Consider the following 21,214-nt stretch of genomic DNA (forward strand, 5'->3'; position numbering starts at 1 on the left):
CCCGTGGACTACTCGCCGGTTGTGGACAACTCCCTCACCCGAAGGGGAAGTTCCACCGCCCTCGGCCCCTGGCCCCTCACCTCACGGCAGCCGAATCCCCGGCTCCAGCCCGCCCAGCGCCCCCGCACACGAACAGTCCCGCTCACCCTCCGCCGGCAGCCCCGCCACCGCGTCGAAAAGCACCGTCCGTAGCCGGTCCACATTCGCCGCGAAGACCTGCAGCACCTCTTCGTGCGAGACGCCCTCGCCGCTCTCCGCACCCGCGTCCAGGTCCGTGACCAGCGTCAACGACGTGTAGCAGAGCTCCAGTTCACGGGCGAGCACGGCCTCGGGATGCCCGGTCATGCCCACCACCGACCAGCCCTGCGCCGCGTGCCAGACCGATTCGGCCCGGGTCGAGAACCGCGGCCCCTCGATGACCACGAGCGTCCCGCCGTCCACCGGCTCCCACTCCCGCCCGCGGGCCGCCTTCAGCGCGGCGCTGCGCCCGGCGGGGCAGTACGGGTCGGCGAGCGACACGTGCACGACGTTCGGAATGCTTCCGTCCGGCAGTGGCACCCCGTCGAAATACGTCTGCGTACGCGTCTTCGTGCGGTCCACGAGCTGATCGGGCACCAGCAGCGTCCCCGGCCCGAACTCGGGCCGGAGCCCGCCCACCGCACACGGGCCGAGCACCTGCCGTACGCCCACGGAGCGCAACGCCCACAGGTTGGCGCGGTAGTTGATGCGATGCGGCGGCAGATGGTGACCGCGGCCGTGCCGGGGCAGGAACGCGACCCGCCGCCCGGCGATGTCACCGAGGAAGAGGGAGTCGCTGGGCGCTCCGTAGGGGGTGTCGACCTGGATTTCGGTCACGTTGTCGAGGAAGGAGTAGAAACCGGAGCCGCCGATGACACCGATCTCGGCCCGCGTCGCGTTCGCCGTATTCACCATGCCCAGCACAGTAGCCGGGCCCGGGAACGCCGAGATCCCCGCCGTCGAAGGACAGCGGGGACCTGGAAGAAAGACGTGCGCGGGGCGGTTCGCCCTAGGCGGCCGACGAGCTCGAGGAACTGGACGACGACCCCGAGGAGGAGCCGGACGACTTCGAGTCCGATGACGACGAAGCGCTCGCGGAAGACTTGGAGTCCGACTTCGAGTCCGAGGACTTGGAGTCCGACGACTTCGACGCGTTCGCCGTGGACGGCGTGCTGCTCGACGACGAGCCGCGGCTGTCGTTGCGGTAGAAACCGGAGCCCTTGAAGACGATGCCGACGGCCGAGAACACCTTCTTGAGGCGTCCGTCGCAGCTGGGGCACACGGTCAATGCGTCATCGGTGAACTTCTGCACCGCCTCGAGGCCCTCGCCGCATTCGGTGCACTGGTACTGGTACGTCGGCACTTGCTTCCTCCTGGCACTCTCACTCGATGAGTGCTAACGACGGTCCATAGTGACGTATTCCGCGAGATCAGTCCACCGTGACCGGCTCGCGGTGACCCACGCCACGTGCCACGGTGCGTCCGACGGACCGCGGCACGAGCCGCGAGCGCAGGGTGACGAGCACCGCGAGGGCCAGCGCCGTACCGCCAAGCGGCACCAGGAATCCGGCGCCGTCCCAGAAGCGGTCCTCCAGCTGTCCGGCGACCGTGACGGCGGCGGCCTGGCCGAGCGCGACGGCGCCGGTGAGCCAGGTGAAGGCCTCGGTCCGGCCGGACGGGTCCACCAGACGGTCGACCAGCGTGTAGCCGGTGATCAGCGCGGGCGCGATGCAGACGCCCACCAGGAGGCCGAGTCCGGCGAGGAGCACCACGGAGTGCGCGGCCCACAGCCCGGAGGCCATCAGGGTCAGCGCCGTGTACCCGACGAGGAGCCGCCGCTGCGGGGCGATCTTCCAGGCGATGGCGCCGCAGACGAGCCCGGAGAGCATGTTGCCCGCCGCGAACGTGCCGTACAGGACGCCGTTCAGACCGGGTTCGCCGATGGACTCGGTGAAGGCTGCCAGCGAGACCTGCATGCCGCCGAAGACGGCGCCGATGCCCAGGAAGGTGGCGATCAGGACGCGCACACCGGGGATGCGCAGCGCCGAGACGTGCTCCACGCGCGCGTGCTCCTCGCGGGAGGCCGGCTTGGGCTGGGTGCTCTTCTGTGCGGCGAACAGGAGACCGCCCACCAGCGTGAGTCCGGCCTCCGTGAAGAGTCCGGCCGCCGGGTCGATGGTCGTGCACAGCGCGGTCGCGAAGAGTGGGCCGAGGACGAACGTCAGCTCGTCCGTGACCGACTCGAAGGCGGCCGCCGTACCCGCCAGCGGGGTGTCCTGGAGCTTGACGCCCCAGCGGGCCCGCACCATGGGGCTGATCTGCGGTTGCGAGGCGCCGGTGGGCACCGCCGCGACGAAGAGCGCCCACAAGGGGGCGTCCGAGAGTGCGAGCACCGTCAGGGAGAGCACCGACACCGTGTGGATGAGCACGCCCGGCACCAGTACGGCGCGCTGGCCGAACCGGTCGGCGAGCTTGCCGCCGAAGGGGGCGAACACCGCCATGGAGACACCGGTGACGGCCGACACGGCACCGGCGATGCCGTACGAGCCGGTGGTGTGCTGCACGAGCAGCACGATGGAGATGGTCAGCATCGCGAAGGGCTGTCGTGCCGCGAAGCCGGGCAGGAGAAACGTCCAGGCGCCGCGGGTGCGCAGCAGCTGTCCGTATCCGGGGCGGGAGGTGACCGTGGATGCCACGGCCCGTGCCTTTCTGCTGCCTGGTAGCGCGGCCCCCTTTTCAGGGCGACGGCGCCGAGAGCTGTCCTCTTGCGCGGAACTGCGGTAGATGCCGGTTGCCCACTGCGAGGACACGCGGCCGCCATACGGTCGGCGCCAGCTCTGCTTCAGCCAGAGTTGGTTCGATCAGTTGGTTCAGAAGAAGTGTGCCTTCATCGTACAGGGAATGGGGCCGTCGACCCTGTGAATACGGAGATTGAGGCGCCCGTCACCTGTGATTGCCCCGCCATTCCGGCGTGTGACCCTCGTGACCAGCGGTTCCCAGCCATCCGGCCAGTTTTCCGCCCTGCCCGACCGCCCGCAGTCGCCGCTCCGCCGCGTCGCGCACCGGGTCGGTGGCGACCACCAGGAGCTCGTCGCCGCGCTGCAGCACCGTCGTGGGCTGCGGCACGAATGATTCGCCGTTGCGAACGACGAGCGTGACCGCCGCCCCCGCGGGCATCCGCAGTTCGCCCACCTCGACGCCGTGCATCCGCGATCCCTTCGGGATCGCCACCGAGAGCAGGTGCCCGCGAAGGCGTTCCAGGGGCGCCGACTCGATGCCCAGGTCGGCGGCGCCCGAGGAGTCGCCGAGGCTCAGCTTCCGGGCCAGCCACGGGAGCGTGGGGCCCTGGATGAGGGTGTAGACGACGACCAGGACGAAGACGATGTTGAAGATCCGCTGGCTCTCGTCGACGCCGTTCACCATCGGGATCGTGGCCAGGATGATGGGCACGGCTCCGCGCAGGCCGGCCCAGGACATCAGGGCCTTCTCCTGCCAGGGCATGCGGAACGGCAGCAGGCTGGCGATGACCCCCAGCGGTCTGGCCACCATGGTCAGGATCAAGCCGATGACGATCGCGGGCCAGGTGTCGTCGAGCAGGTCGTGCGGGGTGACCAGGAGGCCGAGCAGGACGAACATGCCGATCTGCGCGATCCAGCCGAGCCCTTCGGCGAAGCCGCGGGTGGCGGGCCAGTGCGGCAGCTTCGCGTTGCCGAGGACCATCGCCGCGAGGTAGACGGCGAGGAATCCACTGCCGTGCGCCATGGCTCCGGCCGCGTAGGCGGCGACCGCGATGGCCATCACGGCGATGGGGTAGAGGCCCGAGGCGGGCAGGGCCACGTGCCGCAGGCCGTAGGCGCCGAGCCAACCCACCGCGAGGCCGATCGCGGCACCGATCGCCAGCTCCAGGGCGATCTCCGCGATGAGGACGTACCAGTGCTCCACGGGCCCCGCCGTGGAGAAGGCCACGACCAGGATCACCACGGGGGCGTCGTTGAAGCCCGACTCCGCCTCCAGGATGCCCGTCACGCGGGAGGGCAGCGGCACCTTCCGCAGCACGGAGAAGACCGCCGCCGCGTCCGTCGAGGAGACCACCGCGCCGATGATGAGCGCCTGGCGCCACTCGAGGCCGACCAGGTAGTGGGCACCGGCGGCCGTCACGCCGACGCTCACCGCGATGCCGGCGAGCGACAGGACGGCGGCCGCGGGCAACGCGGGTTTGATCTCTTTCCACTTCGTGCCGAGGCCGCCCTCGGCGAGGATCACGACGAGCGCCGCATAGCCGATGACCTGCGTCAACTCGGCATTGTTGAAGGTGACGTTGCCGATGCCGTCCTGGCCCATGGCAATGCCGATGCCCAGGTAGAGAAGCAGGCTGGGCAGCCCACTGCGCGACGAGATCCGGACCGCCGCCACCGCGACGAGCAGGACGAGCGAGCAGATGAGCAGAAGCTGGTTGAGGTCGTGGACAGTCAGGGGCCGTTCCTTCCTCCGCATGAGCCAAGTACTTCGTTACCTTACCTAATTGTTAACGCTTCCTTGACGCCTTAGAACTCCTGTACGACGCGTCGCGATGTACGTTCCTGACTCCGCGTCCGGGGCCGCAGTGCCCTGCGCCTATGGTTGCTCCAGCGCTCCCACCACCGCCCAGCCAGCCCTGCCGCTCGCGTAAGGACAGCAAGGACAGCGATGCCCTCGAATACCACCGCCTCTTCCGGTCATAAGTCCGGCAAGAAGAAGGGGCGCCGAGCCCGCCTCCTCGTGATCGTCCTGGTCCTGGCCCTCGTGGCGGGCATCGGCTACGGGGCGTACTGGAGCGTCAGTACGGTGCGTGCCTCCTTCCCGCAGACCAAGGGGACGATCAAGCTCGACGGCCTCGCCGGTCCCGTCGACGTGAAGCGCGACGGCAACGGAATCCCGCAGATCTACGCCGAGTCCGACGCCGATCTGTTCATGGCGCAGGGCTTCGTCCAGGCGCAGGACCGATTCTGGGAGATGGACGTCCGCCGCCATACGACCTCCGGGCGGCTCTCCGAGATGTTCGGCAAGAGCCAGGTCAAGACCGATGAGTTCCTGCGGACGCTCGGCTGGCACCGGGTGGCGCAGAAGGAGTACGACACCAAGCTCTCGCCCTCGACGAAGAAGTACCTCCAGGCGTACTCCAAGGGAGTCAACGCCTACCTGAAGGACAAGAGCGGCAAGGACATCTCCCTGGAGTACGCCGCCCTTGGCTTCACCAACGACTACGAGCCCCAGGAGTGGACCCCCGTCGACTCCGTGGCGTGGCTCAAGGCCATGGCCTGGGACCTGCGCGGCAACATGCAGGACGAGATCGACCGCTCCCTGATGACCAGCCGTCTGGGCCCCTCCCAGATCGAGGACCTCTACCCGAAGTACCCGTACGCCCGGAACAAGCCCATCGTCCAGGAGGGCGCCTACAACGGCGTCACCAAGGAGTACGAGGGCAAGGGCAGCGCGGGCAGCCAGTCGCAGTCACAGACCGGCGGCGCGGCGGGCACGGGCCTCGCGGGCAACACGGAGGCCCCCAACGGCCTGCAGTCCCAGCTGTCGGGCCTCTCCGACGTCCTGGACAGCGTCCCGGACGCGGGCCTCGGCCCGAACGGCAACGGCATCGGCTCCAACTCCTGGGTGGTCTCCGGCGACCACACGATCACCGGGAAGCCCTTGCTCGCCAACGACCCGCACCTGTCGCCGCAGCTGCCCTCCACCTGGTACCAGATGGGCCTGCATTGCCGGTCGGTCTCCAAGGACTGCCGGTACGACGTGTCCGGCTACACCTTCGCCGGCATGCCCGGCGTGGTCATCGGCCACAACAAGGACATCGCCTGGGGCATGACGAACCTCGGCGCCGACGTCACCGACCTCTACCTGGAGAAGTTCGAGGGCGACGGCTACGAGTACGACGACAAGGTGCTGCCCTTCAAGACGCGCGTGGAGACCATCAAGGTCGCCGGCGGCAAGTCGAAGAAGATCACCGTCCGGGAGACCGACAACGGCCCCCTGCTGTCCGACCGCGACGACGAACTCGTGAAGGTCGGCAAGAAGGCCACCGTCGACAGCGCCGCCCCCGACCGGGGCGACGGCTACGGAGTATCGCTGCGCTGGACCGCGCTCCAGCCGGGCAACTCGATGGACGCCGTCTTCGAGCTCAACAAGGCGAAGGACTTCACGGGCTTCCGCAAGGCCGCCGCTTCTTTTGAAGTGCCCTCGCAGAACCTGATCTACGCGGACACCAAGGGCCACATCGGCTACCAGGCACCGGGCAAGATCCCGGTCCGCGGCAAGGGCGACGGCGCGCTGCCGGCGCCGGGCTGGGACTCCGACTACCGCTGGACCGGCTACATCCCGCAGTCCGCGCTGCCCTACGAGTACGACCCCAAGCGCGGCTACATCGTGACCGCCAACCAGGCCGTGATCGACCCGGAGAAGTCCGACTACCCGTACGAGCTCACGGCGGACTGGGGCTACGGGGCGCGCAGCCAGCGCATCACCGACCTGATCCAGTCGAAGATCAAGAACGGTGGGAAGGTCTCCACCGAGGACATGCGCACGATGCAGATGGACAACAGCAGCGAGATCGCCAAGCTGCTGGTGCCCAAGCTGCTCAAGATCGACGTCAAGGACAGCTACGTCCGTGAGGCGCAGAAGCTCCTTGAGGGCTGGGACTACACCCAGGATCCCGACTCGGCGGCTGCCGCGTACTTCAACTCGGTCTGGCGCAACATCCTCAAGCTCTCCATCGGCAACAAGCTGCCCAAGGAGCTGCGGGTCAAGGGCCAGTGCCTGAACGTCGAGCCGGCCGGGAACACCGGTCCCGCCGACGAGGCCGACCCGGTGCGCGAGTGCGGCCAGCGCGACGCGGAATCCGCGCAGCCCGACGGCGGCGACCGCTACTACGAAGTGATCCGGTCGATCCTCGACGACGAGGACAACGACTGGTGGAAGTCGCCGAAGACCCGCACGGATGCCGCGACCAAGACCCGCGACCAGCTGTTCGGCCGGGCCATGGAGGACGCGCGCTGGGACCTGACGGCCAAGCTCGGCAAGGACGTCGACACCTGGAGCTGGGGCCGCCTGCACCGGCTGACCCTGAAGAACCAGACCCTGGGCGTCGAAGGCCCCGGCTGGCTCCAGTTCATGCTCAACCGCGGCCCGTTCAAGCTGGGCGGCGGCGAGGCGGCGGTCAACGCCACCGGCTGGAACGCGGCGGGCGGCTACGGAGTGCAGTGGGTGCCGTCGATGCGCATGGTGGTGAACCTCGACGACCTCGACAAGTCGAAGTGGATCAACCTCACCGGCGCCTCGGGGCACGCCTACAGCGCGCACTACACCGACCAGACCAGCAAGTGGGTCAAGGGCGAGCTGCTGCCGTGGTCCTTCTCCAAGGGCGCCGTGAAGAAGAGCACGAACGACACCCTGGTGCTGCGGCCCTGAGCCGCCGCACGAGACAGTGAAAGGGCCCTCCACGCGCGCGTGGAGGGCCCTTTCACCGATAGGGGGGAGGTACGCGGAGGGTTCAGCGGAAGCGGCGTACTCCCGACGGGGTGACGACGGCGTGCACCGGCTTGTCGTGCGGCTCCTGGGGGACGTGTGCGACGACTTCCGTGTCGTACAGGAGCACCACGAGCGTCGGATCGGCCCTGGACCTGCCGAGCCGGGCGAGCACCCGGTCGTACGACCCGCCGCCGCGCCCGAGCCGCATCCCGCGCGCGTCCACGGCCAGGCCCGGCAGCAGCACGGCGTCCGCCGCCACGACCGCGTCGGGCCCGAGCCGCGCCCCCGAGGGTTCCAAGAGCGCCATCTTTCCCGGGTGTTGCACGAGGGCCAGCGAGTCATCGCCCTCATAGGCCGCCCAGTCCAGGTCGTTGTCCGCGAGGAGCACGGGCAGCAGGACCCGCGTCCCGCGCGCGTGGAGGGCGTCCAGGAGCGCGCGCGTCCCCGGTTCGCTCCCCACGGAGACGTACGCGGCGACCGTGCGCGCCCCGGAGAGCTCCGGCAGCTCCAATGCGCGGTCGGCGAGAACCGCGGCGGCCTTCTGCGCGTCATCCCTAGTCAACCGGCGTCTCACCGCGAGGAATTCTCCGCGCAATGTGCGCTTGGTTGGCTGGTCGGAACCGGTTTCCTGCATGGTGTGCTCACAAACCCTTCCATGTGCGCTCATATGAGAACAAAATGTCCGGACCCACAGATTCCGCACATACGCACCGGTTATGGTTACGGACATGACTGAGTCTCACCCCCCAAGGATCAGCAAGGCTGTCATTCCCGCAGCAGGCCTCGGCACCCGGTTCCTGCCGGCCACCAAGGCCACTCCCAAGGAGATGCTGCCGGTCGTCGACAAGCCGGCGATCCAGTACGTGGTCGAGGAGGCCGCATCCGCCGGCCTCGACGACGTCCTCATGATCACGGGCCGCAACAAGCGCCCCCTGGAGGACCACTTCGACCGCAACTACGAACTGGAGTCGGCCCTTCTGAAGAAGGGCGACGAGGCGAGACTGGCGAAGGTCCAGGAGTCCAGCGACCTCGCGACCATGCACTACGTGCGCCAGGGCGACCCCAAGGGACTCGGTCACGCCGTCCTGTGCGCGGCCCCGCACGTCGGCAACGAACCGTTCGCCGTGCTCCTCGGCGACGACCTGATCGACCCGCGTGACCCGCTGCTCGCCCGCATGGTCGAGGTCCAGGAGCGGCACGGCGGCAGCGTCATCGCCCTCATGGAGGTGGCTCCGGAGCAGATCCACATGTACGGCTGCGCCGCCGTGGACGCCACGGACGAGGGCGACGTCGTCAAGGTGACCGGCCTGGTCGAGAAGCCCGACCCGGCGGACGCCCCCAGCAACTACGCCATCATCGGCCGGTATGTCCTGGACCCGCACGTCTTCGACATACTGCGCAAGACCGAGCCGGGCCGCGGCGGCGAGATCCAGCTCACCGACGCCCTCCAGCAGCTCGCGGCCGACGAGAAGGTCGGCGGCCCCGTGCACGGCGTCGTCTTCAAGGGCCGCCGCTATGACACCGGTGACCGGGGCGACTATCTGCGTGCCATTGTCAGACTCGCATGCGAACGTGAAGACCTGGGCCCGGACTTCCAGGCCTGGCTTCGCAGTTACGTGTCCGAGGAGATGTAGCACTTTGAGCAGCAGCGCGACGACCGAAGCCACCGGCCAGGAACCCGTCTGGTCGGTGAGCGAGCACCTGGACGACATCCTCGGATGCGTCCGCCCCCTGGAGCCCATCGAGCTCCAACTCCTCGATGCCCAGGGCTGCGTCCTCGTCGAGGACGTCACGGTGCCCGTCTCGCTGCCGCCCTTCGACAACAGCTCCATGGACGGATACGCGGTCCGGGTCGCCGACATCGCGGGCGCGAGCGAGGAGTTCCCCGCCGTCCTGACGGTCATCGGTGACGTGGCCGCGGGCCAGGGCGAGCAGCCGGACGTCGGCGCGGGCCAGGCCGCCCGCATCATGACCGGCGCCCCCCTGCCGCCCGGCGCCGAGGCCGTCGTCCCCGTGGAGTGGACCGACGGAGGCCTCGGCGAAGGCCCCGTCTCCGGGATGCGCGCCCACAGTGCCGCCCCCGAAGGAGCCTTTGGCGAGGTCCGTGTGCACCGCCCCGCCGAGGCACGCGCGCATGTGCGGGCGCGTGGCAGCGACGTCCAGGCGGGCGACCGCGCCCTGGCCGCGGGCACGGTCCTCGGCGCCCCGCAGATCGCCCTGCTCGCCGCGATCGGCCGCGGCACGGTGAAGGTGCGCCCGCGCCCCCGCGTGGTCGTCATGTCCACCGGCAGCGAACTGATCCAGCCCGGCGAGGAGTTGGCCAAGGGCCAGATCTACGACTCCAACAGCTTCGCCCTGACCGCCGCGGCCCGGGACGCCGGAGCGATCGCCTACCGCGTGGGCGCGGTCGCCGACGACGCCGAGACGCTGCGCTCCACCATCGAGGACCAGCTGATCCGGGCGGACCTCATCGTCACCACGGGCGGCGTCAGCGTCGGCGCGTACGACGTCGTGAAGGAGGCTCTCTCCTCCATCGGAGAGACCGAGGACGGCGTCGAGACGGGCAGCGGAGTCGAGTTCCGCAAGCTCGCCATGCAGCCGGGCAAGCCGCAGGGCTTCGGCTCCATCGGCCCCGACCACACCCCACTGCTCGCCCTGCCGGGCAACCCCGTGTCGTCGTACGTCTCCTTCGAGATCTTCGTGCGGCCCGCGGTGCGCGCCCTGATGGGCCTCCCGGACGTCCACCGGCCCACGGCACACGCGGAGCTCACCGCCGACAAGGCGCTGACCTCGCCGGCGGGCAAGCGGCAGTTCCTGCGCGGGCTGTACGACGCCGACACGGGCGGCGTGCGGCCCGTGGGCGGCGCAGGCTCCCACCTCGTCGCGGCCCTCGCGCACGCGAACGCGCTGATCGTCGTCCCGGAGGACACCACGTCGGTGGAGCCGGGCACCGGCGTCGAAGTGGTCCTGCTCGGCTGAAAGGCGCTTTCGCGCGGTACGGTGTCGCGCACATAAACCCCCTCGCGCCGCACCGCGGGAGGGCCCGGACCGGGAGCGCCACAGCACATGACCGCGATTTCCCGGGGGGAGACCCCCGGACCCCCTGAGCAGCAGAGACTGACGCACATCGATGAAGCGGGCGCCGCCCGCATGGTCGACGTATCCGCGAAGGACGTGACGTCGCGCACCGCCCGCGCCAGTGGCCGCGTCCTGGTCTCGCCCCGCGTGATCGAGCTGCTGCGCGGGGAAGGCGTTCCCAAGGGCGACGCCCTGGCCACCGCGCGGATCGCGGGCATCATGGGCGCCAAGCGCACGCCCGACCTGATCCCGCTCTGCCACCCGCTGGCCGTCTCCGGGGTGAAACTGGACCTCTCCGTGGCGGACGACGCCGTCGAGATCCTCGCCACGGTGAAGACGACGGACCGTACGGGCGTCGAGATGGAGGCGCTCACCGCGGTCACCGTCGCCGCCCTCACGGTGATCGACATGGTCAAGGCCGTCGACAAGGGCGCGGTCATCACGGACGTGCGGGTCGAGGAGAAGACCGGCGGAAAGTCGGGGGACTGGAGCCGCGAAGGAGCCGGCGCATGACCGCCTACCGCGCGCTCGTCGTCACGGCCTCCAACCGCGCGGCCGCCGGGGTCTACGCAGACCGGGGCGGGCCGATCATCGCCGAGGCGCTGGCCGCGCTCGGCTTCGACGTCGATGGCCCCCAGGTCGTTCCCGACGGCGACCCCGTCGAGCAGGCGCTGCGGGCCGGAGCCGACGCCGGGTACGACGTGATCCTCACCACAGGCGGCACCGGCATCTCGCCCACCGACCGCACCCCCGAGGCCACCCGCGCCGTCATCGACCACGAGGTGCCCGGCATCCCGGAGGCCATCCGCGCGTACGGCAGGGAGAAGATCCCCACGGCCGTACTGTCCCGCGGTCTGGCCGGAGTCGCCGGGCGCACGCTCATCGTGAACCTGCCGGGCTCCACCGGAGGCGTACGGGACGGCATCGCCGTCCTGGAGCCCCTGCTGACGCACGCCGTCGAGCAGCTCCGGGGCGGCGACCACCCCAGACCCCCAGGGGGTGCGAGCTGAACAGCCCTTCCTGGCCCGTCGAACTGACGGACGGCGATGTCGCCCTCCGCCCGATAAAGATGCGCGACCAGCGGCCCTGGCGTGAGGTCAACCGGCGCAACCGGGACTGGCTGCGCCCCTGGGAGGCGACCATCCCGCCGCCCCCGCCCAGCGGCCCCATCGTGCACCGCCCGACGTACCGTCAGATGGTCCGGCACCTGCGCGCCGAGGCGCACGCCGGGCGCATGCTGCCCTTCGTGATCGAGTACCAGGGACGGCTCGTCGGGCAGTTGACGGTCGCCGGGATCACCTGGGGATCGATGTGCTCGGGCCATGTCGGCTACTGGGTCGACCAGTCGGTCGCGGGCCGCGGCGTGATGCCCACCGCCGTCGCTCTCGCGGTCGACCATTGCTTCCGGTCGGTCGGGCTGCACCGTATCGAGGTCTGTATTCGCCCCGAGAACGGGCCGAGCCGCAGGGTCGTGGAGAAACTCGGATTCCGCGAGGAGGGGCTTCGTCCACGCTATCTCCACATCGACGGCGCCTGGCGCGATCATCTTGTCTTCGCGCTGACCGCGGAAGAGGTACCGGAAGGGTTGCTCCGGCGCTGGCACCAGGCACGACCCCGGAAGACCGCGTAAATAGAATAAGTGTTTGAAATAATTCGGTGATCGACCGTCTGAGGCCCGACTTGGTCCCTCTGAGGCATTAATTTCACGGTCCCGGTGGCCTGTTGATCGCATCAGTCACAAAAAAAGTTCGAGATATCAGCCAGATCGTGCGACACACCGGCGCAATTGGCAGATGGCCTCAAGCAAACCCCTCTACCGTGTGAGGCGTGAGCAGCAGCGGCCTCATCTACGCAGTCATCGTCGGGGCCTGGGCCGCCTACTTGGTGCCGATGTGGCTCCGTAGGCAGGACGAGCTCAATGAAGCCCGTCCGACGGAACGCTTCAGCACCGCCATCCGGCTCCTGTCCGGACGTGCGGGGATGGAGCGCCGGTACGCCAAGGACCTGCAAGCGCGCTCGCCCGAAGAGGAGGAGTCGCGCGAACCGGACAACGCCACCGGCGCGGTGGACGTCCGGGCCTTCGTCGCGCCCCCGCTTCGACAGGGCGGCCCGGAGGAGCGGCCCGAGCCGCAGGTCAAGGCGCAGGCCAAACCCCCGGCGCAGCAGCCCCCGGCACGGTCCCAGGCGCAGCCCGCGGCGAAGCCCCCGGCAAGGCCTTCCGTGAAGGCCAAGCTGCCCCCTCAGGCACAGGCGCACGTACAAGCGCAGGCGCACTCCCAGGCGCAGGCGCACTCCCAGGCGCAGGCGCACTCTCAGGCGCAGGCGCAGGCGAAGGCTCCGGTTCCGACCCCGGCCCCGTCCGGAGCGCGCCCCCAGCAGTCGCCCGCCCAGCGGGCCGCATCGGCGGAAGCCGCCGCGCGCGCCCGGCGCGTGAAGGTGCTCGCACGCCGACGGCGCACGACGGTGATGCTGTTCATCGCCTTCACGATCGGCACGGTCGTCGCCGCCGTCGGCGGACTCGCGTTCCTCTGGGCGCCCGCGGGACCGGCCGCGCTGCTGAGCGCGTACATCGTGTATCTGCGGGGCCAGGAGCGGCGCCGCTTCACCTACACCATGGACCGGCGCAGGGCCGAGGTCGCCGCGCAGCGGCTGCGGGAGCGTCAGCCGCGCAGGCGGGCGCCGGGCGGCGCGGACGCGGTCGTCGACGACGCGGAGGAAGGACCGGCCGTCGAGACGGAGACCGGCCTCTCCGCACTCGCCGCCGACCGCCGCGCCCTGGTCGAGCAGACCGACCACGCGGAGTGGGTGGACCAGCAGCGTGAGCGGCAGCGGCGCCCGGGCCACGGCGACAGCTGGGACCCGGTACCGGTGCCCCTGCCGACGTACGTGACCGCGCCGGTCGCCCCGCGGGCCACCGGTGACGTCGACTTGGGCGCCCCCGACGCCTGGAGCTCGGCGCGGTCGAGCTCCGTCGAGCCCACCGCCGACGAGGCGGACGAGGACGAGTACGCGGAGTACGCCGAGGGCGCGGAAGGTGCCGACGGCGTGGACGGGGTCGGCGGTCGCAGTGACGCACGGCGGGCGGCGTCCGCACGCCGGGCCCGCGAGCGCGGGCGTACGCCGCTCTTCGATCAGTACGACGACGGGCAGCGGCCACGGGCCGCCAACGAGTGAGGTCCGACCAGCCAGGTGACCAGCCAGGTGACCAGCCAGGTGACCAGCCAGGAACGGATTTCCGAGCACCCGGATCGGGATGCTAGAGTTTCACTCGTTGCAAGGGCCTGTGGCGCAGTCTGGTAGCGCACCTCGTTCGCATCGAGGGGGTCTGGGGTTCAAATCCCCACAGGTCCACTGCACATGAGATCCCGTCCAGTTCATCGAACTGGGCGGGATCTTTGCTGTGCCTCAAGAACGAAGCACCGGAGAACTACAGCGGCTTCACGTAGCAGCGGCTCAGGTCCTCGAAGCGGTAGTGGCCGAACTTCGCGGGAGCCGGGGTGTATCCGGTCGAGGTGTAGAGGGCTATGGCCTCCGGCTGCTTCGTGCCCGTCTCCAGGACCATGCGCGTACGCCCCGCCGCCCTCGCGTGGTCCTCCAGGGCCGCCAGGATGAGGCGGGCCAGGCCGAGGCCGCGGGCCTCCGGGGTGACGTACATGCGCTTGATCTCGGCGTCGCCGAGCGCATAACCCTCGTCGTTCTCCTCGTGACCGCGCCAGCCGCCGGTGGCCAGCGGGGTGCCGTTCTCGTCGTACGCGAGGAGATACAGGCCGCGCGGTGCCGCGAACATGGCCGGGTCGAGGGGTGTGACGTCGCCCTCGTCGCCGTACCGCTCCGCGTATTCGAGCTGGACGCGGTCGTTGAGCTTGACCGCGTCGGGGTGGTCGAAGGGGGTGGGGCGCAGCTCGACGGCGGCCCGCTGCGACGGTGACTGAATACTCATGCGAATCATCGTACTTCTATGCGGTGGTGTGGCGGTATCCATTTAAGTGTGCCGGTATCGTTCCCGGATGCTCACTGTGACCTCTGTGAATGTGAACGGGCTGCGCGCCGCCGCCAAGAAGGGCTTCGTCGAGTGGCTGGCCGAGACCTCGGCCGACGTGCTCTGCCTCCAAGAGGTGCGGGCCGAGTCCCAGCAGCTCCCGGAAGAAGTGCGGGAGCCCGAGGGCTGGCACGTCGTGCACGCGCCGGCCGCCGCCAAGGGGCGTGCGGGCGTCTCCCTCTATACGCGCCGTGAGCCGGACCGCGTACAGATCGGATTCGGGTCGCAGGAGTTCGACGGCAGCGGGCGCTACGTCGAGGCGGATCTGCCCGGTGTCACGGTCGCGAGCCTGTATCTGCCCTCGGGAGAGGTCGGCACGGAGCGGCAGGACGAGAAGATCCGCTTCATGGGGGAGTTCCTCACCTACCTGAAGGGCCTCAAGCAGCGGGCCGCCGCCGAGGGGCGTCAGGTCGTGGTCTGCGGTGACTGGAACATCGCGCACCAGGAGGCCGACCTCAAGAACTGGAAGGGCAACAAGAAGAACTCGGGCTTCCTGCCCGAGGAGCGTGCCTGGCTCAGCGAGGTCTTCGAGGGCGATGCCGGGTACGTCGACGTGGTGCGGGCACTGCACCCCGACGTCGAGGGGCCCTACTCCTGGTGGTCCTACCGGGGGCGCGCCTTCGACAATGACACGGGCTGGCGCATCGATTACCACGTGGCGACGCCGGGGCTCGCGGAGCGCGCGGTCAAGGGGTTCGTCGAGCGGGCGGCCACGCATGAGCAGCGGTGGTCGGACCATGCGCCCGTCACGGTGGTCTACGACATGTGATGCCGCGCGGCGCCATGGCATGTTGCGAGCGCGTACCTGACAATGTCTCAACTGTCAGCCGTGTGGGGGAGACTTCATGTCCGGTATGTCGAGGCCGTCTCGTCGGGGTGTGCTGCTCGGGGCGCTGGGTGCCGGGATCGGCGCCGGGCTTCCGCTGGCCGCCGCGTCACCCGCCGGGGCCGCCGGAGGGGTCCCCCGGGGCACACCGCCGGTGCTCCTCACCGAGCAGGCGACGCAGCGGATCCTCGTGCTCGATCCGCGCCGCAGGGTCTGGGACCCGCAGGGTGATCCGTCGGTCGTGCGGTGGGAGTTCTCGCCGATGCGGCACAAGGGGTACGAGGACCTGCGGCCGGAAGACAGCTGGGTGTATCCGAGCGAGTCGAAGGTGCGCAGACACAAGGGTCGTACGTACGTCCTGACCACCGCGTCCTTCGGCTTCGCCGCCGTCGTCCACTACCCGTCCGGCAAGCGTTACTGGGGCGCGGCGATCGGCGCGGGCGACGACCTCTTCAATCCGCACAGCGCGGAGATCCTGCCGGACGGCAACGTCGCGGTGGCGTGCAGCACGGGTGCGCAGGTCAGGCTGTACGCGGCCTCGCAGGGCCCGCATGCCTCGCGGTTCGCGGAGGCGGAGCTGAAGGGTGCGCACGGGCTGCACTGGGACAGTGTGCGCGAGGTGCTGTGGGCCATCGGCGACGACGAGCTGGTCACGTATGCCGTGGGTGGCACGCGGGCCCGGCCCACGCTGACGCGCCGGTCGTCGCTCGGCCTCCCGGTCGGGACGCCGGGCAGGACCCCGGGCGGCCATGACCTCTTCCCCGTGGCCGGGCGCCCCGGGCGGCTCTGGGTGACGACGAACGCGTCCGTCTTCCAGTACGACATCGGAGCCGAGTCCTTCGAGCAGGACTTCGCGGGGCACGAGGAGATCGCCCGGAAGTCGGTGAAGGCCGTCGGCGACGATCCGCGGACGGGGCAGGTCGTCACCACCGTGCCGGAGAGCGGTCTCGAGGAGACCTGGTGGACGACCAAGGTGAGCGTGCATCGCCCGGAGAGTGCGTACGAGCTGGTCGACGGCGGGATCTACAAGGCGCGGTGGTTCCTGCCGCGGTAAGGCGTCAGGTCGTCAAGTCGGGCCGTCAGGTCGTCAGGTCGTCGGGCCGTCAAGTAGTCAAGGCGGTCAGGCCTCTTCCGACTTCTCCGAGGCCAGGCGGCGGTCCAGGGCCATCGACAGTTCCGCCTCCACCACGCTCTTCGCCAGCGGGCGAAGCCGTGCGATGTTCACATCGTCCGCCTCGGCCGCGGTGTGAGCGCGGATCATCGTGATGAACAACTCGGCCAGTGCGTCCGCGTGTTCGCGTACCCGCTGGCCCGCCTCCAGGACCGCCGCGAGGGGGATGCCCTCGCGGACCAGGGCCGACGAGACGTCCAGGAGGCGGCGGCTCACGTGGACGATCTCCTCGCCGTCGGTGCCGAGGTAGCCGAGGTCCAGGGCGGCGGCGAAGTTCTCGGGGGTGACCTCGCCGGCGAAGCGGTCGGCCAGTTCCTCGGGGGTGAGGCGGACCGGGGTCTCCTCGGTGGGTTCGCCGATGCCGAGGAGTTCGCCGACGTCGCGGCCGTTCTCGAAGGCCTCCGCGAGTTCCGCGATGCCGCTCAGGGTGTGGCCGCGGTCCAGGAGTGCGGCGATCGTCCGGAGCCTGGCCAGGTGATGGTCGTCGTACCAGGCGATGCGGCCCTCGCGGCGGGGCGGCGGGATCAGGCCGCGTTCCCGGTAGAAGCGCACGGTGCGCACCGTGATGCCGGCCGCCTTGGCCAGCTCCTCCATGCGGTACTCGCGTGTCTCTGCCACGGAAGCAGCCTATGTGCTGCCGGATCGTGCGGGTGTTCTACCGGCGGTAACTCGATGCGCCAGACCCCTACCCATCAGTACGCAGCTGTTCTACTCTCCCAATTGCGCCAGTGGTCACTGGCAGAGTCGTGAAGCAGTTCGGGAGGCGGCGGCATGGCCGAGGACGAGCGCCAGCAGGAGCGCGATCGGGGACGCCAGCAGGAGCGCGAGCACGAGCATGTGCGGGTGGCAGTGATCGGGTCCGGGTTCGGCGGGCTCGGTGCCGCGGTCCGGCTGCGCCGGGAAGGCATCACCGACTTCGTCGTCCTGGAGCGGGCGAGCGCCGTGGGCGGCACCTGGCGGGACAACAGCTACCCGGGCTGCGCCTGCGACGTGCCCTCGCACCTGTACTCGTTCTCCTTCGCGCCCAACCCCGACTGGCCGCGCACCTTCTCGGGCCAGGAGAAGATCCAGGAGTACCTGGAGCAGGTCGCCGACACCTTCCGGCTGCGGCCGCACATCCGCCTCGACACCGAGGTGAAGCTGATGCGCTGGGACGCGGAGAAGCTGTGGTGGGAGATCGAGACCAGCGACGGCACCCTCACCGCCGACGTCGTCGTCTCCGCCACCGGGCCGCTCTCCGACCCCAAGCTCCCGGACATCCCCGGCCTCGACACCTTCGAGGGCAAGGTCTTCCACAGCGCGCGCTGGGACCACGACTACGACCTGCGCGGCAAGCGCGTCGCGATGATCGGCACCGGTGCGTCCGCCATCCAGATCGTGCCCGCGATCCAGCGCGAGGTCGGCAGGCTGACCCTCTTCCAGCGCACCCCGCCCTGGGTGATGCCGCGCATGGACCGTCCCATCAGCAGGGCCGAGCGCTGGCTGCACCGCCAGCTGCCGTTCACCACGCAGGCCCGGCGCGGAATCCTGTGGGGCATCCGGGAGTTGCAGGTCCAGGCGTTCACCAAGCGGCCGAACGAGCTCGGCGCGGTGGAGCAGCTGGCCAAGCGGAACATCGCCCGCGCCATCAAGGACCGGGGCCTGCGGGCCAAGCTGACGCCCTCGTACCGCATCGGGTGCAAGCGGATCCTGCTCTCCAACACGTATTACCCGGCGCTCGCGCAGCCCAATGTCGACGTCGTCGCCAGCGGGCTCAGCGAGGTGCGCGGCAACACCGTCGTCGCCGCCGACGGCACCGAGACCGAGGTCGACGCGATCATCTTCGGCACGGGATTCCATGTGACGGACATGCCGATCGCCAACCGCGTGGTGGGCCCCGACGGCGTGACGATGATGGAGACCTGGAAGGACGGCATGAAGTCGCTGCGCGGCGCGACCGCCGCGGGCTTCCCGAACTTCATGACGGTCATCGGCCCGAACACCGGCCTCGGCAACTCCTCGATGATCCTGATGATCGAGTCGCAGCTGAACTATCTCGCCGACTACATGCGGCAGTTGGACGTTCTCGGTGACCGGGCCGCGCTCTCCGTGCGGACCAGCGCCGTGCACGCCTGGAACGACAAGGTGCAGGAGCGGATGAAGCGCACGGTGTGGAACACCGGCGGCTGCAACAGTTGGTACCTCGACGAGAACGGCGTGAACACGACGATCTGGCCGGGCACGACGAGCGAGTTCCGCGCCGCCACGCGGCGGGTCGATCTCGCCGAGTACGAGGTGGTGCGGCCCCCGAAGCGGGACGCGGCGCCGGCGCCCCGCACACCGGACAAGAGCACGTCGCGTACGACGAAGAAGGCCGAGGCAAAGGCATGAGCAGGCTGACGCATGTGACGAGCGGGCCGTTCGCGCCGCCGGTGGCCGCGCGGGAGCTGACCGTCGTGTCGGCGGACGGTGCGCGGCTGCACGCCGAGGTGCACGGCTCCGAGGGCGCGCCCGCGGTGGTGCTCGCGCACGGGTGGACCTGCTCGACCGCCTTCTGGGCGGCGCAGATACGTGAACTCGCCGTCGACCACCGGGTGATCGCGTACGACCAGCGGGGCCACGGGCGCAGTGTCGCGCCGGACGGTGTCGAGGGCTACAGCACCACCGCCCTCGCCGACGACCTGGAGGCGGTGCTCGCGGCGACGCTGGAGCCGGGGGAGCAGGCCGTGGTCGCCGGGCACTCCATGGGCGGCATGACGATCATGGCGGCGAGTACGCGTCCGGGGTTCCGGGAGCACGCGGCCGCCGTTCTGCTGTGCAGCACCGGGAGTGCGCGGCTCGTCGCCGAGTCGACCGTGGTGCCGCTACGGGCCGGGCGGTTGCGGACGCGCCTGACGCGGTCGGTGCTCGGGGCCAAGGCGCCGCTCGGTCCCGTGACGCCGATGGCCCGCACGGTCCTCAAGTACGCGACGATGGGCGCGGGTTCGCCGCCGGAGCGGGTCGAGGTGTGCGCGCGGATCGTGCACGGCTGCCCCAGGGTGGTCCGCTACCGCTGGTCGCACGTGCTCGACGAGCTCGAACTGGACGCCGGCGTACTGGAGTTGAATGTCCCGACCGCGGTCATCGCGGGCACCTGCGACCGGATGACGCCCGTCGTGCTGGCGCGGCGCCTGGCGGGGATGCTGCCGGACTCGCTCGGCCTCACCGAGCTGCCGGGCATCGGCCACATGACGCCGGTCGAGGCGCCGGAGACGGTCACCGAGGGGATCAGGAACCTCGTGAAGAAGTACGTACGCGTGGACGAGCAGCAGGTCCAGGGGCTTGAGGGGAGCAGCGCATGAGCAAGGTCAGCCTGGAGGGTCAGGTCGCGGTCGTCACCGGGGCGGCGCGCGGTGTGGGGGAGTTGCTCGCGCGCAAGCTGTCGGCGCGGGGCGCGAAGATCGCGCTCGTCGGTCTGGAGCCGGACGAGCTGAAGCAGGTCGCGGGGCGGCTGCACACCGAGGCCGAGGCCTGGCACGCGGACGTCACGGACCATGTCGCGATGGCCCGGGTCGCCCAGGAGGTCAAGGAGCGCTTCGGGAAGGTCGACATCGTCGTCGCCAACGCGGGCGTCGCCAACGGCGGGCCGTTCGTCGAGTCCGACCCCGAGGCATGGCGCCGGGTGATCGAGGTCAACCTCATCGGCAGCGCGGTGACGGGCCGGGCGTTCCTGCCGGTCCTGATGGAGAGCCGGGGTTATCTGCTGCAGATCGCCTCGCTCGCGGCGATCACGCCGGCGCCGATGATGACGGCGTACTGCGCGTCGAAGTCGGGCGTCGAGGCGTACGCGCACTGTCTGCGGGCCGAGGTCGGCTACAAGGGCGTGAAGGTGGGCGTCGGTTACCTGTCCTGGACGGACACCGACATGGTGCGGGGCGCGGACCGGGACGACGTCATGCGGGAGCTGCGGCAACGCCTTCCGTGGCCGTCCAACAAGACGTACCCGCTGGGCCCGGCGGTGGACCGGATCGTCGCCGGGATCGAGCGCAGGTCCAGCCACGTGTACGCGCAGTGGTGGCTGCGGGGGATGCAGGGCATCCGGGGCTACCTGCCGGGGGTCATCGGCTCGGTCGGTCAGCGGGAGATGCGGCGCTTCGAGCCGCGCCTCGGCTCCGTGTCCACGGGGCTCGTGGGAGCGGGCGGCTCCGCCGACGAACAGGCGCGTACCGGGCGGTAGTTGACGGTGCGGACAAGGCTGAGGCCCACCCGGCGTCCCGGGTGGGCCTCAGGCGTTCATGCGCGGCGCCGTGTCAGGCGTCGTAGTCCTGGTTGAACTTGTCCTGCTGCTCCTGCGCGGCATCCCGGGCCTGGTCCGGGGCCTGCGAGGAGCGCTCGCCGGCCTCGTCCCGCGCCTGCGAGGCGCGCTCGCTCGCCTCGTCCTTCTTGTCGCCCATCGAGCCCTTCGCCTTGTCGGCGAGGTCGTTGGCCTTGTCCTGGAACTGGTCCTTGATGCCCATGCTTGTTCACTCCTAGAGGGTGAGGTTGGAGGGGCCTCGACCAGACTTACATGGGGGAACAATCCTCGCATTTCGATCATCGGGGAGGGGGAACG

General features: G+C 70.0%; 20 protein-coding genes and 1 tRNA gene. 13 read left to right on the forward strand and 8 right to left on the reverse strand.

Going from position 1 to position 21,214, the window contains the following annotated elements; translation table 11 throughout:
* Positions 1–81 precede the first annotated feature (81 nt).
* The 4 genes from AB0E78_RS15800 to AB0E78_RS15815 form a co-directional block, all read right to left on the reverse strand.
* Entirely contained in the window at positions 82–933 is an 852-nt protein-coding gene (locus AB0E78_RS15800) for an S-methyl-5'-thioadenosine phosphorylase (RefSeq protein WP_361832435.1), read from the reverse strand.
* Positions 934–1,027: 94 nt separating this feature from the next.
* On the reverse strand, positions 1,028–1,381 hold the full coding sequence (locus tag AB0E78_RS15805) for an FmdB family zinc ribbon protein (protein WP_361832437.1): 354 nt from the start codon (positions 1,379–1,381) through the stop codon (positions 1,028–1,030).
* Between the two features lie 67 nt (positions 1,382–1,448).
* Positions 1,449–2,714: an MFS transporter gene (locus AB0E78_RS15810; protein ID WP_361832439.1), complete on the reverse strand. Its 1,266-nt coding sequence runs from the start codon at positions 2,712–2,714 to the stop codon at positions 1,449–1,451.
* Positions 2,715–2,961: 247 nt separating this feature from the next.
* Entirely contained in the window at positions 2,962–4,512 is a 1,551-nt protein-coding gene (locus AB0E78_RS15815) for a potassium/proton antiporter (protein WP_361832441.1), read from the reverse strand.
* Between the two features lie 192 nt (positions 4,513–4,704).
* Between AB0E78_RS15815 and AB0E78_RS15820 the strand changes: the two genes are divergently transcribed.
* On the forward strand, positions 4,705–7,470 hold the full coding sequence (locus tag AB0E78_RS15820; RefSeq protein ID WP_361832443.1) for a penicillin acylase family protein: 2,766 nt from the start codon (positions 4,705–4,707) through the stop codon (positions 7,468–7,470).
* 82 nt (positions 7,471–7,552) lie between these two features.
* Here the strand turns inward: AB0E78_RS15820 and AB0E78_RS15825 are convergent, their stop codons facing one another.
* Positions 7,553–8,164, reverse strand: a complete 612-nt coding sequence (locus tag AB0E78_RS15825; protein ID WP_361832445.1) for a 5-formyltetrahydrofolate cyclo-ligase — start codon at positions 8,162–8,164, stop codon at positions 7,553–7,555.
* Between the two features lie 94 nt (positions 8,165–8,258).
* Between AB0E78_RS15825 and galU the strand changes: the two genes are divergently transcribed.
* The 7 genes from galU (at position 8,259) to AB0E78_RS15860 (ending at position 13,959) form a co-directional block, all read left to right on the forward strand.
* Positions 8,259–9,164, forward strand: a complete 906-nt coding sequence (galU, locus tag AB0E78_RS15830; RefSeq protein WP_361832447.1) for a UTP--glucose-1-phosphate uridylyltransferase GalU — start codon at positions 8,259–8,261, stop codon at positions 9,162–9,164.
* A gap of 4 nt (positions 9,165–9,168) precedes the next feature.
* A complete protein-coding gene (gene glp, locus AB0E78_RS15835; protein WP_361832449.1) occupies positions 9,169–10,509 on the forward strand; it encodes a gephyrin-like molybdotransferase Glp in 1,341 nt (446 codons plus the stop codon).
* Between the two features lie 87 nt (positions 10,510–10,596).
* Positions 10,597–11,121 (forward strand): cyclic pyranopterin monophosphate synthase MoaC, encoded by a 525-nt coding sequence (moaC, locus tag AB0E78_RS15840; protein WP_361832451.1) that lies wholly within the window; start codon positions 10,597–10,599, stop codon positions 11,119–11,121.
* A complete protein-coding gene (locus AB0E78_RS15845) occupies positions 11,118–11,618 on the forward strand; it encodes a MogA/MoaB family molybdenum cofactor biosynthesis protein (protein ID WP_361832453.1) in 501 nt (166 codons plus the stop codon). The genes moaC and AB0E78_RS15845 overlap by 4 nt, the downstream gene beginning before the upstream one ends.
* On the forward strand, positions 11,615–12,238 hold the full coding sequence (locus tag AB0E78_RS15850) for a GNAT family protein (RefSeq protein ID WP_361832814.1): 624 nt from the start codon (positions 11,615–11,617) through the stop codon (positions 12,236–12,238). Before AB0E78_RS15845 ends, AB0E78_RS15850 begins: the two co-directional genes overlap by 4 nt.
* 197 nt (positions 12,239–12,435) lie before the next feature.
* Complete coding sequence (gene glpR / locus AB0E78_RS15855) at positions 12,436–13,782, forward strand: gephyrin-like molybdotransferase receptor GlpR (protein ID WP_361832455.1); 1,347 nt, start codon at positions 12,436–12,438, stop codon at positions 13,780–13,782.
* Positions 13,783–13,885: 103 nt separating this feature from the next.
* Positions 13,886–13,959 (forward strand) — tRNA-Ala (locus AB0E78_RS15860).
* A 76-nt stretch (positions 13,960–14,035) separates the two neighbouring features.
* Here AB0E78_RS15860 and AB0E78_RS15865 read toward each other — a convergent pair.
* Positions 14,036–14,548 carry a GNAT family N-acetyltransferase gene (locus tag AB0E78_RS15865; protein ID WP_361832457.1) on the reverse strand — a complete coding sequence of 171 codons (513 nt, stop codon included), beginning with the start codon at positions 14,546–14,548 and terminating at the stop codon, positions 14,036–14,038.
* 67 nt (positions 14,549–14,615) lie between these two features.
* Here AB0E78_RS15865 and AB0E78_RS15870 point away from each other — a divergent pair, with 67 nt between their 5' ends.
* Positions 14,616–15,416, forward strand: coding sequence for an exodeoxyribonuclease III (locus AB0E78_RS15870; protein ID WP_361832459.1), 801 nt, complete (start codon positions 14,616–14,618; stop codon positions 15,414–15,416).
* Between the two features lie 85 nt (positions 15,417–15,501).
* On the forward strand, positions 15,502–16,527 hold the full coding sequence (locus AB0E78_RS15875; protein WP_361832460.1) for a DUF6528 family protein: 1,026 nt from the start codon (positions 15,502–15,504) through the stop codon (positions 16,525–16,527).
* Positions 16,528–16,593: 66 nt separating this feature from the next.
* On the opposite strand, the gene AB0E78_RS15880 is transcribed toward AB0E78_RS15875, so the two are convergent.
* Positions 16,594–17,262, reverse strand: a complete 669-nt coding sequence (locus tag AB0E78_RS15880; protein WP_361832462.1) for a MerR family transcriptional regulator — start codon at positions 17,260–17,262, stop codon at positions 16,594–16,596.
* 153 nt (positions 17,263–17,415) lie between these two features.
* On the opposite strand from AB0E78_RS15880, the gene AB0E78_RS15885 reads away from it, so the two are divergent.
* Genes AB0E78_RS15885 through AB0E78_RS15895 form a run of 3 tightly spaced genes read left to right on the forward strand, consistent with a single transcriptional unit; the run spans position 17,416 to position 20,839 of the window.
* Positions 17,416–19,014 carry an NAD(P)/FAD-dependent oxidoreductase gene (locus AB0E78_RS15885; RefSeq protein ID WP_361832464.1) on the forward strand — a complete coding sequence of 533 codons (1,599 nt, stop codon included), beginning with the start codon at positions 17,416–17,418 and terminating at the stop codon, positions 19,012–19,014.
* Positions 19,011–19,964: an alpha/beta hydrolase gene (locus AB0E78_RS15890; RefSeq protein WP_361832466.1), complete on the forward strand. Its 954-nt coding sequence runs from the start codon at positions 19,011–19,013 to the stop codon at positions 19,962–19,964. The genes AB0E78_RS15885 and AB0E78_RS15890 overlap by 4 nt, the downstream gene beginning before the upstream one ends.
* Positions 19,961–20,839, forward strand: a complete 879-nt coding sequence (locus AB0E78_RS15895; protein WP_361832468.1) for an SDR family oxidoreductase — start codon at positions 19,961–19,963, stop codon at positions 20,837–20,839. The genes AB0E78_RS15890 and AB0E78_RS15895 overlap by 4 nt, the downstream gene beginning before the upstream one ends.
* 73 nt (positions 20,840–20,912) lie before the next feature.
* Here AB0E78_RS15895 and AB0E78_RS15900 read toward each other — a convergent pair whose 3' ends face one another.
* Positions 20,913–21,119 (reverse strand): hypothetical protein, encoded by a 207-nt coding sequence (locus AB0E78_RS15900; protein ID WP_361832470.1) that lies wholly within the window; start codon positions 21,117–21,119, stop codon positions 20,913–20,915.
* Positions 21,120–21,214 lie beyond the last annotated feature (95 nt).

This window comes from Streptomyces sp. NPDC032198, from assembly GCF_040636975.1.
GTDB lineage: Bacteria > Actinomycetota > Actinomycetes > Streptomycetales > Streptomycetaceae > Streptomyces.